Here is a 15,273-nt window from a genome sequence, read left to right on the forward strand (position 1 = left end):
CCTTCAGGCCACGCTGGAATAGCGCAGACGGGAGTGGCGTTGCACCACGGCGATGTCGATGCCCTCGAGCAACCAGTGCAGCTGTTCGGCCGTCAGCGTGGGAACCGCCTCGGCCGAGGGCCAGACGAACCTGTCCTTCTCGAGACGCTTGAGCAACAGCCAGAAGCCATTGCGTTCCCAGCCCAGGATCTTCACCCGGTCGCGCCGGCGGTTGCTGAACACGTACGCGCACGAGGCGAACGGGTCCAGGCCCAGGGCCTGCTCCACCAGCACGGCCAGGCCGTTGATGCTCAGCCGGAAGTCCACCGGCTCGCGATGCAGGTAGACCTTCAGCCCTTCGTCGAAGCGGAACACCGCAGCCTCCCAAGCGCCTCGAGCACTTCGCCGACGTTGCGCAGCTCGACGCCGCGAAGGTCGATCGCCACACCGTTGGGCAAGCGTGCCTGCACATCTACTATGGCGACGATGTCGTCACCGCTTCGGACCGCAATCGGCGACGCTGGCGGCACCGAGACCGCCACGAACGCCGCGGACACCGGCACCACGCTGGCAACGGCCTTGCGCGCACGAGCACCGTGGCCATGCTCGCGAAGCCAGCGTCCCACCTGGTTGGCATTGACGCCGCACTCGCGCGCCAGGCGCGACACCGAGGTGCCTGGCTGCAGACACAGTGCCACCAGTTCGGACTTCGCCGCTTCGTCGTACACGCTGCGTCCATCGCTCTTGTGCCCCACCACCAGCCGGCGCTTGAGATCTTCCAAATCGTCTGTCATTTACGTTCCCGCGTTCATCTACGTGGGAACGTAGGCTGTCAGGTATCAGCCTGCTGCTCAAGGACGGGGTTCATTGACCGCATACGACTAACAAAAGCCAGCGATGCTTGTTCTGTCTACAAGCGAATCACTTGGACGAGATCGAGGGCTTTTGCTGAGTCGGATGGACTGCGTGGCGAGCTGCAAGTTCGGGCTTGCGGTCTGCACCGAGACATACGGCAGGTGTTGTGCCTCAGCGTAGAGAGCCCCTGCATCTCGCGCCAGACACCATCCTCGGCAGAATCACATGACAACTATCCTTGTGTCCCAGGCATGGTCACCACTAGGCCGTCCAAAACATCGGTATGGCAATCTGGCATGACAGACGTGAGTTCGGCGCGCCTTCGCTTACGAACTCAAGCAGCGCCCGCTCGCCATCTCCTGTGGGACCCAATTTGGAACGGCGAATATCCTAGGCCGAGCTAAGCGAGATTGCGACGACGCGTACCGCGTGCGCAAGCGCCTTGGAGTCTGGCACGGCGCCCGGCGTACCAACTTGCAGGAACGGCATCAAGCCTTCCAGTTGAGCGGCGATCAGCAACGCTCGCATCCGGCGCTCATCGGCGTTGAGCCCTGGGTTCATCTCGCCAATCAGCCGTCCCCACATGCCGAGGTATTGGCGATGGCTTTCCACGAGCGCTTCGGCGGCGAAATGCTCGTGGCACGCCAGGGCCGACATCTCGAGAAGGAAGGTCCTATCAGACTCATCCTGCACCTCGCGAAGCACCTGTTCGATGATCGCTTGCATCCGTCGCTCCACCGGCGCTTCGGACCGCGCAATTCGGTCGTAGTCCTCGTTGTAGCTCCGAATGGTCTGCACGATCATGGTCCTCAGCAAGAGCTCGCGGCTAGGGAAGTAGTGCTGGAGCGTGCCGAGTTGAACACCCGCCTCCGCCGCCACGTGACGTAGCGTGAAGGCGGCATAGCCGTCGCGTCGAAACACAAGTTGTGCGGTCTCGAGGATGGCCTGCAGTCGGCTTTCGCGTTTGCGCTGCTGTGGTGTGGCCAGTTCGTGCGACCCCATCAAGGTTGCCGAATCAATTGTCAAAGGCTTCATCAGGTCAGGTTGGGTGCGGTCTAGTCGGACGAGCGGGTCAAGGCTCCTTGCCAACTGCCCATGATACGCCCCTTTGGCTTGAGATTTGTCGCACGGATGACCGATTGTCACCATGCTGGTGTTCAGTTTTCGACCTGGACATCCGTGCTGCTCCGCGGAGCATCTCCAAAACTTCAAGGAGTGGGTGGCGTGTAGCAGGGGAAACCCCATGACTTAGTTGCGTTCGGACGATGTAAAGTTCAAGTCAATTGACCAGTAATTACAAGTCCATAGTATGATTTCTGCTTCTGTTGCCTTCGGACCGTCGCCCCAATCTCGGCGGCAGGTTGAGTCAGTCGACGCTCTGCGCCGTCGATGGCGCGTGGAATCGGGCCAAGCGGATGCGACGTTGATCGAGCGGCTGCGCTCGCTGCTTTTGCAACGTGCCGACAACCCGCCGTCGCTGGCAGAGGTGGCCGACGCACTGCTGCTGTCGCCGCGGACATTGCGACGCAGGTTGCACGCCTTGGACACTCGCTTCAGTGATGTCATGGCTGAAGTGCGCTGCGAGATGGCCCGTCGCTATTTGATCGATACGTCATGGTCCGTCGAGCGTATTGCCGAGGAAGTCGGCTACAGCGATGCGGCGAACTTCCGGCAGGCGCTCAAGCGCTGGACCGGCCAATCCCCCCGGCGCTATCGCGCCAGCGTTCGTTGACACGGTCCAGCCATTCACCCACCCAAGGAAATAATCGATGAAACGAAAAAATCTGCCCCTGCTTGCAGTGTTGGCGGCCATGAGCGCCTCCGTGTCGCTGGCCGCGTCACCGGCCGATGTTGAGAGGCTTGGTAAGGAGCTGACGCCCGCAGGTGCTGAAAGTGCCGGCAATCGCGATGGCACCATTCCAGCTTGGACGGGCGAAAGTTCGATGCTTAAGGGCTGGTCGTATGGAAAGTACCGCGGCGACTTTTTTAAGTACAAGGACGACAAAACCCTGTTTGTGATCGACGGATCGAATGTCGACAAGTACGCAGATAAGCTGGCGCCGGGGCAGATTGCCATGATCAAGCAGAACCGCGGCTATGCCATGCCGGTGTACACGTCACGGCGCAGTTGCACGGCGCCGGAGTTCGTGCAGAGCAACACGAAAAAGAATGCGACTGACTCGAAGATTGGTGCCGACGGTTGGTCGATGACAAATGCGGTGCTGCCCGGCGTGCCGTTTCCAATTCCGGGCAGCGGCATCGAGGCAATCTGGAACCACTTGGCGCGCTATCAGGGGGCCGGCAGCGAGTACCCCAACGTTAGCAGCTACATCTCGCCCAAACCGGGCGGCGATCGCGGCATTCAGATCCGCTACCGGCTCATGCAGTACTGGCCGAATGGTGCCAAGGGTGAGCGCAAGGTCGAGCCGGGCACGTTGTTCCAAGGGCTGTACTACGCTTTCATCGAGCCGGCCGCGTTCTCCGGCCAAGCCTCCGTATCGCGTTTCTTTTTCGACAAGTCCAGCGAGAACTACTACTACTTTACTGGTCAGCGCCGAGTGCGCCGTCTGCCTTCGTTTGACTATGACGCACCGCAGATCGGCTACGAGAACCAGCTTGCCATTGACCAGATCAATCTCTTCTACGGTACCCCTGATCGATTCAACTGGAAGATCGCAGGCAAGAAGGAGATGTACATCCCGTACAACTCTTTCGGCGTTACCGACGTTCGCCGAAAGATGGCCGACGTTGTCAAGCCCGGATCGCCTAGTCCCGAAATCAAACGCTATGAACTGCACCGGGTGTGGGTGTTGGAAGGCACCGTAAAGGACGGCTTGCGCCACGCAAACCCGAAGCGCACGCTGTATTTGGACGAAGACAGTTGGGTCGCCGTTGGAGGCGAGGACTATGACGCGCAGGGGCAGATCTGGAAGTGGAAAGAGTCGGCGCCGTACAGCGCGGACGAACTGGGAGGTGCCTGCGTGGTCCCTTCCTACACAGTACACGACCTGGTCAGCGGGCGCTATGTCATCGACGGTCTAGCGAGCGAGGGCAAGGATCATCGATGGTTCCTTGCGCCGGATGCGCCGGAACTCAAAGATAGCTTCTATACGAGCGAAAACCTGCAGCGCATCAGCGACCGCTGAGCCATCGGCTATCGGAGACAACTATGAATCAAAACATCAAGCGCGGTGCGGTCGCGGCGGCCATCATCGCACTGTGCGGGGGAACTGCCCACGCCGTCGAGTTCAGCCTAAGCGAAGGCGCCGTCAAGGGCAGCTGGACAACTGACCTGACCATTGGTGGCGGGTTGCGATTGAAGAATCCGAGTTGCGCACTTACGGGTGACCCGAACTCGCTGGGCTGCGGAGCCGCAGCCGATACCCAGCTCTGGTCCAATGGCGACGATGGCAATCTCAACTATCGCAAGGGGCAGTTCTACAGCCTTTACAGCAGCGCCACGAGTGAGCTCCTTCTCAACTTCACCGAAGTCGGCGCAAAGGTGATGATGCGCGGCACGGCACTCTACGACGCCAAGGCCGCCAGTACCCGGCGCACACCACTTTCTGACCAAGCGGAAGGACAGATCGTGCGAGATATCAAGTTGCTCGACCTGTGGGCGGAAAAGAGCTTCGACGTTGCTGGGAGAGCGGGTCGGGTCCGCGTAGGCAACCAGGTGATCAACTGGGGGGAGAGTTACTTCCTGCCCTATGGCATCAATTCGACCAACTCCCTTGACTTCCAACGCTACTCCATCCCTGGCCAGCAGTTGAAGCAGATCATTCAGCCTGCACCAATGATCAGCGTGCTGAGCGAACTGGGAAGCGGCGTGTCGGCTGAGGCCTATTACCAATTCAGGTGGAACAAGAACAGCTTTGCGCCGGTGGGATCGTATTGGTCGGCGTCCGATGTAGTCGGCAAGGCCAACAACCTGCGTCAATTCACCTTCGACCAGCAGAACTTCAATGTAGGTGGTCGCGATGCCGCCTCGATCGCTAGGGGGCAAGGCGCGAACCCGCGCAGCCCCGCAATCTACGGCAACTACCAACAGCAGGTATATAACAACCTCAGTGCGAGCGATCCCGCATTCTCGAACACTTTCGGCTTCCCGGTCTATGACGTGAACCCCGAAAAGAAGGGCGATCAGTATGGTATTCGCTTGGCGTACAAGCCAAGCAGCATCGATGTGAACCTAGGCTTGTATTACTTGCGCTATACCGACAAGACGCCAGTATTTACCTTCCGCGCCGCGGACGCCACCTTGAACTATCTCAAGAAGCGCGACCTTTTCGGCCTTAGCGCGAATTTCCCGCTCGGTGACTGGGCCATTGGGACTGAACTGTCGTACCGGCCACGCGACGCTATTGGGCTCACGACTTGCTTTAAACCTGGAGGTCCGCTTGACTCGGTGTCCAATGCTGCACCGCCGCTGGATTGCCCCGCCTACCGCGACAACAAGAAATGGCAGCTCATCGTTAACGCGCAGTACAACCTGTCGCCGACGACGACGCCCTTCATTGGGTGGCTTGGTGCCAGTTCGGGATATTTTCTGGCAGAAGCCGCGTGGATTAACTATCCTGGCGTCAACGCAAACAAGCAGTACGTGCGCAACATCGGTGGCGTGGACGTCATGCAAGCGCCTGCAGCAGGCGGGCTGTTCTGGTACGACCGCAGCCAGTCAGCGTTTCCTTACACCACCGCCGCAGCAAAGGGCACTGCAAATTCCTTTGGCGGCGCTGTGTTCTTTAGTTTGACGTACGACGGAACCATCATTCCCGGCTGGCAAGTCACACCCAGCATCTACCACCAACAGGCGATCTCGGGCTACACGCCCTCCGCCACGGCGCCGCTTTGGATGAAGGGTGTGAAGGCAACCACGATAGGGGTTACCTTCGCTCAGAACCCAGCCAATTGGCAGGCTGGAATAAATTACGTCAAATACTGGGGCGGCACAACGACGACCAACCCATACTCGGATCGAGACACCATCGGGTTCTACGTAACGCGTACCTTCTGAGCGTCGAAGCAATGCAGAACAGTATCTCCTTCACCGTCAACGGCAAAGCCTTCGAGATCGAGGTCGACCCCGCTATGCCTCTGTTGTGGGTGCTGCGCGATCGCCTCGGGTTCACCGGCACGAAGTACGGTTGTGGTATCGGCGCTTGCGGTGCCTGCACCGTCCACCTGAATGGAGACGCGGTGCGTTCCTGCTCGTTACCGGTTTCTGCTGCGGCGGGCGCTGTGATCGTGACGATCGAAGGTTTGTCGTCCGATCGCAGTCACCCTCTGCAGGAGGCGTGGTTGGATAAGGCTGTTCCACAGTGCGGCTATTGCCAATCAGGAATGATCATGGCGGCTGCGGCGTTGCTGAAGCGAACGCCGAAGCCCACGAACGAAGAGATCGATGCGGGCATCACCAATCTTTGCCGGTGTGGCACCTACCCGCGCATTCGCGCAGCAATCCGCATTGTCGCGGACAAGGGTTGACCGACATGACCCACCACTCTCGAACTCCAAGCTCCGACCCACTCGCACCCGCATCTCCCGAACGACGCCGGCTGCTCAGCGCCGGTGTCGCCGCTTTGGCCGGCGTGGCTTTTCCGCTCGCAGGCTGCGACCCCGGTCCGGGCTCATCGGCGGTCAATGGCTCTGCGGCGCCTGCCGTGCTGGGCGAGCACACCAACACGTTGGCTGGGGCCTGGGTTGTTGTGCGCTCGGACAACACCGTCATCCTGCGCATTCCTCAAGCTGAGCTCGGTCAAGGTACCTTCACCGGTTTGTCACAGATATTGGCCGACGAGCTCGATGTGGTCTGGACCGATATCCGCCCCGAGTTCTACGACCCAAGCTATAACTTGGCGAATAACAATGTCTACGTCTGGACAGCTACGCTGGGAAGCCAGGGTGTGTCCACGCTCTACGAGCCGGCCCGCCGGGCCGCGGCGCAGATCCGCATGCGTTTGACTCAAGCCGCCGCCACGCGCTGGGGTGTTGCTGTCAATGCGGTCGATGCTCGTGAAGGTCGGTTGCACCATGCCGCCTCGCAACGCTCCGTTAGTTACGCAGAGGTGGCCGCCGACGCAGCCAAACTGCCCAATCCAGATCTTGAGACGGTCGTGCTCAAGCGGCCAGAGCAGTTCCGCTATATCGGCCAGTCCACACCTCGGCTCGATCTGCCGAGCAAGGTCGATGGCTCGGCTGTTTTCGGCATCGACATCAAATTGCCCGGTCTGAAGTTCGCCGCTATACGGCAGAGCCCGGTTTTCGGTGGGAAGCTGGTTTCATTCGATAAGACGGCGATCATGGGTCGTCCCGGCGTCGTTGACGTGGTGGCGGTCAAAGGCGGAAAGAGCGGTGTCAATGACCTTACGCCAGGTTGGGGCGTGGATTTCGGCATGGACGACGCGGTGGCTGTGGTTGCCGATGACTGGTGGACGGCAAAGATCGCCCTGGATGCTTTGCCAGTTGTTTGGAATGACGGTGCGGCTGCGTCTGTCGACAGCGCCGGGCTGGAACGGCGCTTCCTCGCCGCGCTGAACGCACCGCTGCCGAAGCTCCACAAGCCATCCCGTGACGACGGCGATGTGGCGAAAGCGCTGAAAGGTGCGGCAAAGTTGTTCCAAGCCGATTACTGGGTTCCGTTCTCGGAGCACGCGGCAATGGAACCATTGAACGCCACCGCGCTGGTCGATGATCGAGGCGTTGAGGTCTGGGTCGGCTCACAAATGGCCGACGAGGCGTTACGCATGGCGGCGCATTGGGCCGAGGTGCCGGTGAGCAAGGCCAAGCTGCATCTAGTGCTCTCGGGCGGCGGCTTCGGGCGCCGGTGCAACAGCGATTTCGTCTGCCAGGCGGTGCAAATCGCCAAGGCCCTGCGAGGTACGCCCATCAAGCTGCTGTGGACTCGAGAGGAGACCACGCGCCATAGCTACTACCCGCCGCTGACGCTGACGCGGCTGAAGGCCGGGCTGGATGCGCGCGGGAGGCTGGTGGGCTGGAGCGCGAACTCGATCGTCGGCCGTGCGCAGGACCAGAGTTACGGCACCTCGAGGCTTGCGCACAACATTCCCGCCATTCGCGCGGACTATCGAACCGTCGAGACACCACCGCCCTTTGGGTGGAAGCGCGGCGTCGCCTTCGCCCAGCAAACCTGGATGAACCAGTGTTTCCTCGACGAACTGGCAGAGGCCGCGAAGCGCGATCCACTTGCGTTTCAGCTTGAGTTGCTGCGTCCTGAAGATGTGCCTGCCGGCATGGAAAAGCGTGAGTTGCAAGTGGCTCGCGTGACCAAGCAGCGTGCGGTACTGGAAGAAGTGGCGCGTCGCGCCGATTGGGCCGCGCCCCGCAAGCCGGGCCAGGGCAAGGGCCTTTCGGTGCACGACATGAGCTACTGGCCCGAGTTCCTGTCAAGCGCCGGGGCCGCCGTGGTCGAAGTGACCCTGGGCCGCGATAGCCTCCGCGTCGACCGCGTCACGGTTGTGCTGGATTGCGGCCGCGTTGTGAATCCAGATGCGGCAAGGGCCCAGATCGAAGGCGGCATCGCGTATGCGCTGACAGATGCGCTGTACAGCGAGATCACGCTATCCAAAGGCCGTGTGGTGCAATCCAACTTCCACGACTACCCATTGCTGCCGTTGCGTGAGATGCCGCAGGTGGAGGTGCACTTCATGCGCAGCGAAGGCGCGCCGCACGGCACCGGCGAGTACTCGGTGCCGCTGCTCATCGGATCACTACTCAATGCCATCCGCGCCGCCGGCGGCCCGCGCCTGAGGAGACTCCCAATCTCCTCACAGCTGACACGGACCTGAAAACCAGGCAAGACAGCATCGATGCTGCTGGCGACGGCATCGACGCGTTGTGGCGAGCCTTCTGATTGCCCCGGCGAAACAGTTCCCACGGCCCGCCGCCATATCAGCTATTGCCGCCCTCGGTTGCCTGCGGTTCAGTGAACTCGTGATCTATCGGATCCTTGCTCTGAGGACGTCGATCAGTGGCTTCGTCAACCATCCATCTTCCGTACTACCTACCGTCATGCTGCGACAATCAGCGCTCTCCGCCGTCCACCGCGAGTTTGCGGAAGTGGCCTGCTGCCGATTCGTTGACGTGGGTGCTCCGAGGAGGCGCGGAAGGTAGGAGCTGTCGCGAGCAACGCTCGCTGCGCTAGACAGGTTGTTGGCTTCTGACAGAGCGGGCAACAAGAGCCCCGTCCAAAGGTTGCCCTTGGTTGCATGAAGGCATAAAGGACTCAATGTCCGAAATGCGCTTGCCTTTGTCCGAGTTCCGATCGAGCGGAAGCTGAATTACCAACGATAAAACGAAGTGCAGCGCATCCTGCTCGGCGAGAGCCGGTTTATCTTCACCCTCAGCCTTGCTTGTGAAGGCCCGGCTATCGCGGCCTGTCCTATCGTTCGCTCGGGACCTATGACTGTTAGTGCACCGCGACCTGCACGACTCGGCAGTTTGGTCGCTCAGACGCCGCCAGTCACCGGTCGATAGGATGCGGAGCTGTTCGCGTTGTTGCCCTGTGCCTCGAGCCAGTCCATTGGATCGCGCATATCGACCCAGCCACAGAATGGGGCGCACAGGCGATAGCCCATCAACTCGCGCACGCGTTGGGGCAGTTGCAGCGCGCGCTCCGGGGTGACGGATAGGTACTGATTCTCCTCTTGCCGAAGATAGCCGAGGGTGTAAGAAACGGCGACTGCGATTCGGCGCTCGTCCTCGGTGACATTGGCGCCACCGGCGTGGTACAGGCCCCCGACGTAAATCAATGCTGAGCCGCGCGGCATCTCGACCGCCACCGTTTCCTGCAGCTTCGGAATGCGCTCATCATCCCAGTGATGGCTACCGGGGATCACCAGTGTTCCGCCGTTGTCTCGGGTGTAGCGAGTGCCTGCAAACAGCGCCTGTACCAGCGTCGGCCTGCCGGGGTGGCGGGTGTAGTACATGCTGTCGTCTCGATGAATCTCCTGTGCCTTCTGGCCAGGCCACAGCTCGATGGCCTGAGTTACCGACAACTGAATTGTCGGCCGAACGCGTTGTTTGTGGACGGTGCTGCCGTCAGCCATGGAGCCGGACCACACGCCGTCGTGCACCAGCAGGCGTTCCGCCACATTGAGGAAGGACGGTGCGAGCATTAGGTCGACAGTGCGGTCCGAATGCTGGAGAAGTGCGTTGCAGCGACGGGTTCGAACCCCATTGAATCCGGTGCCGAACGTCTGGCGGTCGAAGTGCGGCCTCAGGTCGGCGATGAACTCGTCCATGACGCGCTCATCGATGAGGTTGGCGACGATTACACCGCCATCGCGGTCAATGCATTCCGCCACATCATCAGCGGAGGCGCTCGACGAAAGGGTGCGGAGTGAAGCTGAAGTGTTCATTGGTCGATTCGAAGAACTGAAGTCTGCGGTATTGGTGAAATCAACTTTATGCGGCTAGGCGACATGCGAGAGGAGCCGCCTGGTCAATGGGATGTGGTGGGTGTTCGAGACAGCTCCAGTTCCAGCGCCTCGACGATCTTCTTGGCTGAAGAGGGTCATCTGACGTAACCCGCGCCTCATGCCGCCAGCGAGTCGTAGACCAGCGCAGCGCGGTGCCCATCGCGCACCGCCTGCGCGATGAACGCAGGCGCGATGCAGTCGCCGCTACGATCCAAGGACGCCAGTTCGCCGCGTTCCTGCCGTTCCAACAACTCGCGGTACAGCGTCTCGTCCGCAGATTGGCAGGTCACGAGCAGCACGGCGTCAGCCTCCAACGTCACCACCTGGCTGGTCAGAATCCGTTGCGCCTTTACGAGGCCAGCCTCCACGGCAGTGATGGCGGTGCCGGTGACGATTTCGACTCCCGCGGCCAGCAATGCCTGCACCACGTGGCCAAGCTCGAGCGTGTTGAACGTCCACGGCGCTGGGTCGCTGGCGGTGGTGACGTAGGTGACCTGACAACCTTCGCGCGCCAGCTTCTCGGCCAGCACCGAAGCCATGTAGTAGTAGTCGTCGTCGTAGACCACAACCTTGCCACTCACCGGTCGACCGGCCGTGACATCATCGGGCGTCAGGACATGTGCCGCATCAGCACCGGGGATTGGCTCGTGATGACTGCGGCCGGTGCCGTCGCGCCGCCAATGTGAGCCAGTGGCCACAATGACGTGGTCGGGCGCCATGCCCACGACGTCGTCGGCCGACAGGCGGCTGGCGAGGTACATCTCCACGTTGGGCATGCGCTGCAGCAGGCTCAGCCGATGATCCACGACTCGGCCCCAGGTGGCAAGGCGAGGCAGCTTGCGCTCGCGTGCCAGACGACCGCCCCAGCTATCGCCGGCTTCGGCGATCGAAACTTGGTAGCCGCGTTTGCCTAGGGTGAGCGCAGCTTGTAGGCCGGCCGGGCCGCCGCCCACCACCAGGACGTTGCGGTCGGGGTGCGCCGCGGCTGGCACGCGCTCCGGATGCCATCGCATGCGGAGCTCTTCGCCGGCTGTCGGGTTCTGCGTGCAGCGGATGGTGGTCTTGTTCATCACCTCGGCGGCGCACACGTTGCAGCCAATGCACTCTCGGATGTCATCGTGCTGGCCAGTGTCGATTTTGTTGGGAAGGAAAGGATCGGCAATCGACGGGCGCGCCGCACCGATGAAGTCGAGGATGCCGCGCTTGATCTGGCTGACCATCGCATCAGGTGACGTAAAGCGCCCCACGCCCACCACCGGCTTGCTCGTGACCTGCTTGACGAAGGTCACGAAGGGCTCCTGCCCGCCCTCCTCGAAGAAACGCGAGCTGCCGCTGTCCCAGGCCCAGTCGCTGACGTTCACGTCCCACAAGTCGGGCACCTCTGCCAGCGCCTCGATCGCTCGGCGGCCGTCCTCTCGGGTATTCAGGCTGGATTGCCAGCGCCGCTCTTCCACTGCCAGGCGAACTGCCACCGCACAACGGTCGCCGACTGCGTCCTTCACGTCGGACAGTACCTCGCGCAGCAACCGCAGCCGGTTCTCGAAAGAGCCGCCGTAATCGTCGGTGCGCTTGTTCGTGCGGTTGACCAGGAAGTCCTGCAGCAAGGATAGGTCGTGCGCGCAGTAGACATAGACGACGTCGAAGTCGGCCTGCTTCGCCCTTAACGCGGCATCGACGTACCAACGGCGAAACTCCACGATGTCGCGCTTGTCCATCTGCCGAGTGCTGATCGGGTTGTGGTGGAGGCGAACCGGACCGGCGGTGGGCGACAGGGGATAACCACGATGCTCCCAGCAGGGGCCGGAACTGCCAACATGCGCTAGTTCCACACCGGCCAGTGCGCCAAATTCGTGAACCGCGTCGGCCATGGGCGCAACACGGGCGATGTCCGCGTCTGACCAAAGGTGTGGCCCGGGAAACGGGTCGTGGCCCGAGGTGGGGTGGATCATGGTCTCCTCAACGCAGACCACGCCCCAGCCGCCTTCGGCACGCGTGCGACGGAAGGCCACCATGTCCTCGTACCGATGCGGCCCTATTCCCAGCGCATGAGGGGTCTGATAGAAGCGGTTCTTCGAGGTCACTGGGCCGATGCGTACCGGCTCGAAAAGGATGTCGTAGCGAGGATCTCTGGCGTTCATAGCGCAACTGTAGGAAGTGCGTCCGCCGCCGCATAGGTGCTATGCGGCCAAGTCGCTTCTCGCGCCGATGGAAAGGCCCATTGGCAGTGCACTTCCGAACGTTCGACGATGATCCGTCTGGCAGCATCCAAACGGTCGAACCGTAAGCGCCCGTTAACGCCTTCCGTCCGGTCCTTCCGCAGCGTTCCGCAGCCTACGCGCGACCGGTTTTCCCCTGCCGCCACCCCACTGCGACGACGAGCGCCAGTGCAAGCAGCGCCGGCAGCGGCGACACCGCTAGCACGCTCGTCAGGCTTGCATGGTCGAGGATGACTGCGGCCAGGCCCGGGCCGATCGACTGTGAAGCTGCAATGGCAATGTAGATGGCCCGTGTGTAACGACCGCTGACGTCGTTGGTCGACGTTTGAGCCATGTAGTAGGCCAGTCCCATGTTCCAGGCACCGGCGAGGATAGACACAGCCAGCGTGAACATCATGACGCCGCTCGACCACCAAGTCAGACCGAGGGAGACGAAGAGTAGCAGCGTAGTGATCGAGAGCATCCGCACCCGGTTGCCGGCATCCCCGATGAGAGCGGGCGCCAGGGCGCCCAGCCCACTGCCTAGCAACCCGATGCCCAAGGCCCAGGCGACCTCGTCATTGGACAGACCGTGCTCCAAGCCCAGACGTTCGAGGAAGCCCCAGACGATGTTCAGACTGATGCCGAACAGCACCAGCCCGGCCAGTCCGGCAAGGGCCGATGTGGCGTTGGCAGCCCCCCGGACACCGGTCTGCGCGTCGAGCCCGGGCCCCGCGTCGCCCGGTCCGCCCAGCCGTCGGGACAACGCTAGCGTCAGCAAAAGCGATGCGACGAACAAGAGCGCGCCCGACCCGATTGTGATTTGGTAGCCCCAGATTGCACGGGATGTGTTGAGCAGCCAGACGCCTAGGCCGGTGATGACGCACGCCGCCAACAGGCCGGCCCCGAAAGCACGGTCCGGTTGGCTGGCGCGTGCCAACAGGCAAGAAGCAACCAGCGTGATGGTGTTGGACGCGAAGCCCGAGATCAATCGCATGGCGGCGAGTGAAGCGAAGCCCGTCATGAAACCAGTGAGCGCGTTGGCCAGCAAGGCGGCAACGCTGGCCCCGATGAGCAGGGACTTCCACCGAACACGGGGCGTTGCCCAGAAGGCGAACAGTGCACCGACTACGCTGCCGGCTTGCTCAATGGAGAGGATCCAACCGACCTCGCTGATGCTGAGCTTCAGTTCGTCGGCATAGAGCCCGGCCATGATCGGCGAGAGGCCGAGCAGGACTACCGACAGCGCATAGATCAGCGTGACAGCTCCCATGGTTAACTGGTTCGGCGGCATGACGCGACCTTCGTCTAGTACGTGAGTGGCCAGCGGCTCTGAAGGGTTCATGAGGGGAGGACAGTGCTCTTGAGCGGATGTTGCCATGGAGGGCAGCCGTCGGCGAGCACCTTCCGATAGCGCTGCCGTAGTAGCCGGTGGATCCCGAGCGGTCTCTGCAAGAGAGAGGGGGAGCCCATTTGAATGTCAACCCAGAGTACGGCCCCCCTGGAATCTTCCTGTAGGGTGACTGGTCAATGGGTCGCGAGGGCTAGGGCAGCGTCAGCGGCCGTAGAGCTTGCCGAAACGGACCCAGGTCTTGCCGTCGAACCTCGCCAACTGCATGCGTTCGACTGGATAGAAGTCGTCGGCGCTGGTCTTCACGTCCACGCCGGGCAGCAGCATCGGCATGCTGGGCATGTTCAGGTTGGCCGCCTGCTTCATAACGTTTTCACGCGTTAGGTTGTCACCAGCCTGCTTTAGAACCTGTACCAGAGTCTGGGCATGGGTGTAGCCCGTCACGTTGAACAAATTGGTCAATTCCCCAGCGGGGTAGTACTGATGCATGAAAGCGAGCCACGCCTTGTAGTCGGGATCGTTGGTCCACGCTGGGTCAGAGGGCTCCTTCAGGTATTGCACCGAAATCAATCCGACCGCGTTCTCTAGGCCCGCGGGCTTGAGCACCGAGCCTACCGAAGACGACACGGTGTTCAAATAGTGGGCTTCGGGCTTCCAGCCCACCTCGGCGATCTTCTTGATCGCCTGTGCGGCGAACTTGGGAGTAGTGATGTTGAAGAACACGTTGGCGCCGCTGTCCTTCAGAGTCAGGATCTGGCTATCGACCGTTGGATCCGTGACCTCGTAGCTGGCCTGCGCGACGACGATGGCCTTCGCTCTATCACCTAGGCCTTCTAGAAAACCTTTCAGGTAATCTTTGCCGTAGTCGTCGTTCTGGTAAAGAATGGCGACCCTGGCCTTGGGCATGGTTTCCAGCAGGTGGGTGGCGTAGGTCTTACCCTCCACGGTGTAAGGAGGCTGCCACCCCATGGTCCAGGGGAAGCCTTTCGGATCGCCCCATTTGCTGGCGCCCGATGCCACAAACAACTGCGGCACCTTCTTCTGGTTCATGTACTTGTGGATGGCGCTGTTCGGCGGCGTGCCCACCGTGGTGAACAGCAGCAGCACCTCTTCTTGTTCCACCAGCTTGCGCGCCTGTTCCACTGTCTTCGCGGGGTTGTAGCCGTCGTCCAGCGTGATGTACTTGATCTTGCGGCCGTTGATGCCGCCTTCGGCATTGACTTTGTCGAAGTAGGCACCGATAACCTTGCCAATAGTGCCATAGGCCGAGGCGGGGCCTGAGTACGGCACGATGTTGCCGATTTTTATTTCCTTGTCATCAGCCCCAGGGTCGTACTTCTTCTGGGCAAGCGTGGCTTGGCTGAAACACAAGGCGGCCAGGCCAGCAAGTGTGATCGACGTGCGCTTTAGGTACATGGTTCGAAACCTCGTAGTTCAGTGAGACTGCAAAAAG

Annotated in this window: 12 protein-coding genes; 5 read left to right on the plus strand and 7 right to left on the minus strand. The window is 61.3% G+C overall.

Features of this window, described 5'->3' with window-relative positions:
- Positions 1-3: 3 nt before the first annotated feature.
- From tnpB to ACTJKQ_RS22505, 3 genes are all read right to left on the minus strand, one after another.
- Positions 4-354 carry an IS66 family insertion sequence element accessory protein TnpB gene (tnpB, locus tag ACTJKQ_RS22495; protein WP_440598125.1) on the minus strand — a complete coding sequence of 117 codons (351 nt, stop codon included), beginning with the start codon at positions 352-354 and terminating at the stop codon, positions 4-6.
- Entirely contained in the window at positions 330-773 is a 444-nt protein-coding gene (locus tag ACTJKQ_RS22500) for a transposase (protein ID WP_440598126.1), read from the minus strand. The genes tnpB and ACTJKQ_RS22500 overlap by 25 nt, the downstream gene beginning before the upstream one ends.
- A gap of 451 nt (positions 774-1,224) precedes the next feature.
- A complete protein-coding gene (locus ACTJKQ_RS22505; RefSeq protein WP_440598127.1) occupies positions 1,225-1,869 on the minus strand; it encodes a TetR/AcrR family transcriptional regulator in 645 nt (214 codons plus the stop codon).
- 274 nt (positions 1,870-2,143) lie between these two features.
- On the opposite strand from ACTJKQ_RS22505, the gene ACTJKQ_RS22510 reads away from it, so the two are divergent.
- The 5 genes from ACTJKQ_RS22510 to ACTJKQ_RS22530 are packed head-to-tail and all read left to right on the plus strand — an operon-like array spanning position 2,144 to position 8,642.
- Positions 2,144-2,566 carry a helix-turn-helix domain-containing protein gene (locus ACTJKQ_RS22510; RefSeq protein ID WP_440598128.1) on the plus strand — a complete coding sequence of 141 codons (423 nt, stop codon included), beginning with the start codon at positions 2,144-2,146 and terminating at the stop codon, positions 2,564-2,566.
- A 37-nt stretch (positions 2,567-2,603) separates the two neighbouring features.
- Positions 2,604-3,980: a DUF1329 domain-containing protein gene (locus ACTJKQ_RS22515; protein WP_440598129.1), complete on the plus strand. Its 1,377-nt coding sequence runs from the start codon at positions 2,604-2,606 to the stop codon at positions 3,978-3,980.
- Positions 3,981-4,003: 23 nt separating this feature from the next.
- On the plus strand, positions 4,004-5,851 hold the full coding sequence (locus ACTJKQ_RS22520; protein ID WP_440598130.1) for a DUF1302 domain-containing protein: 1,848 nt from the start codon (positions 4,004-4,006) through the stop codon (positions 5,849-5,851).
- A 23-nt stretch (positions 5,852-5,874) separates the two neighbouring features.
- Positions 5,875-6,321, plus strand: a complete 447-nt coding sequence (locus ACTJKQ_RS22525; RefSeq protein ID WP_440598168.1) for a (2Fe-2S)-binding protein — start codon at positions 5,875-5,877, stop codon at positions 6,319-6,321.
- 5 nt (positions 6,322-6,326) lie between these two features.
- Positions 6,327-8,642, plus strand: a complete 2,316-nt coding sequence (locus ACTJKQ_RS22530; protein WP_440598131.1) for a molybdopterin cofactor-binding domain-containing protein — start codon at positions 6,327-6,329, stop codon at positions 8,640-8,642.
- A gap of 660 nt (positions 8,643-9,302) precedes the next feature.
- Here ACTJKQ_RS22530 and ACTJKQ_RS22535 read toward each other — a convergent pair.
- The 4 genes from ACTJKQ_RS22535 to ACTJKQ_RS22550 form a co-directional block, all read right to left on the minus strand.
- Positions 9,303-10,214, minus strand: a complete 912-nt coding sequence (locus ACTJKQ_RS22535) for a phytanoyl-CoA dioxygenase family protein (protein ID WP_440598132.1) — start codon at positions 10,212-10,214, stop codon at positions 9,303-9,305.
- A 176-nt stretch (positions 10,215-10,390) separates the two neighbouring features.
- The gene (locus tag ACTJKQ_RS22540) at positions 10,391-12,412 is read right to left on the minus strand and encodes an oxidoreductase (RefSeq protein ID WP_440598133.1); all 2,022 of its coding nucleotides are present in this window, start codon (positions 12,410-12,412) and stop codon (positions 10,391-10,393) included.
- 193 nt (positions 12,413-12,605) lie between these two features.
- Positions 12,606-13,814 (minus strand): hypothetical protein, encoded by a 1,209-nt coding sequence (locus ACTJKQ_RS22545; protein ID WP_440598134.1) that lies wholly within the window; start codon positions 13,812-13,814, stop codon positions 12,606-12,608.
- Positions 13,815-14,024: 210 nt separating this feature from the next.
- Positions 14,025-15,236, minus strand: coding sequence for an ABC transporter substrate-binding protein (locus tag ACTJKQ_RS22550; protein WP_440598135.1), 1,212 nt, complete (start codon positions 15,234-15,236; stop codon positions 14,025-14,027).
- Positions 15,237-15,273: the final 37 nt, after the last annotated feature.

Source organism: Acidovorax sp. 22279, from assembly GCF_052045435.1.
Taxonomy (GTDB): Bacteria; Pseudomonadota; Gammaproteobacteria; order Burkholderiales; family Burkholderiaceae_C; genus Acidovorax; species Acidovorax delafieldii.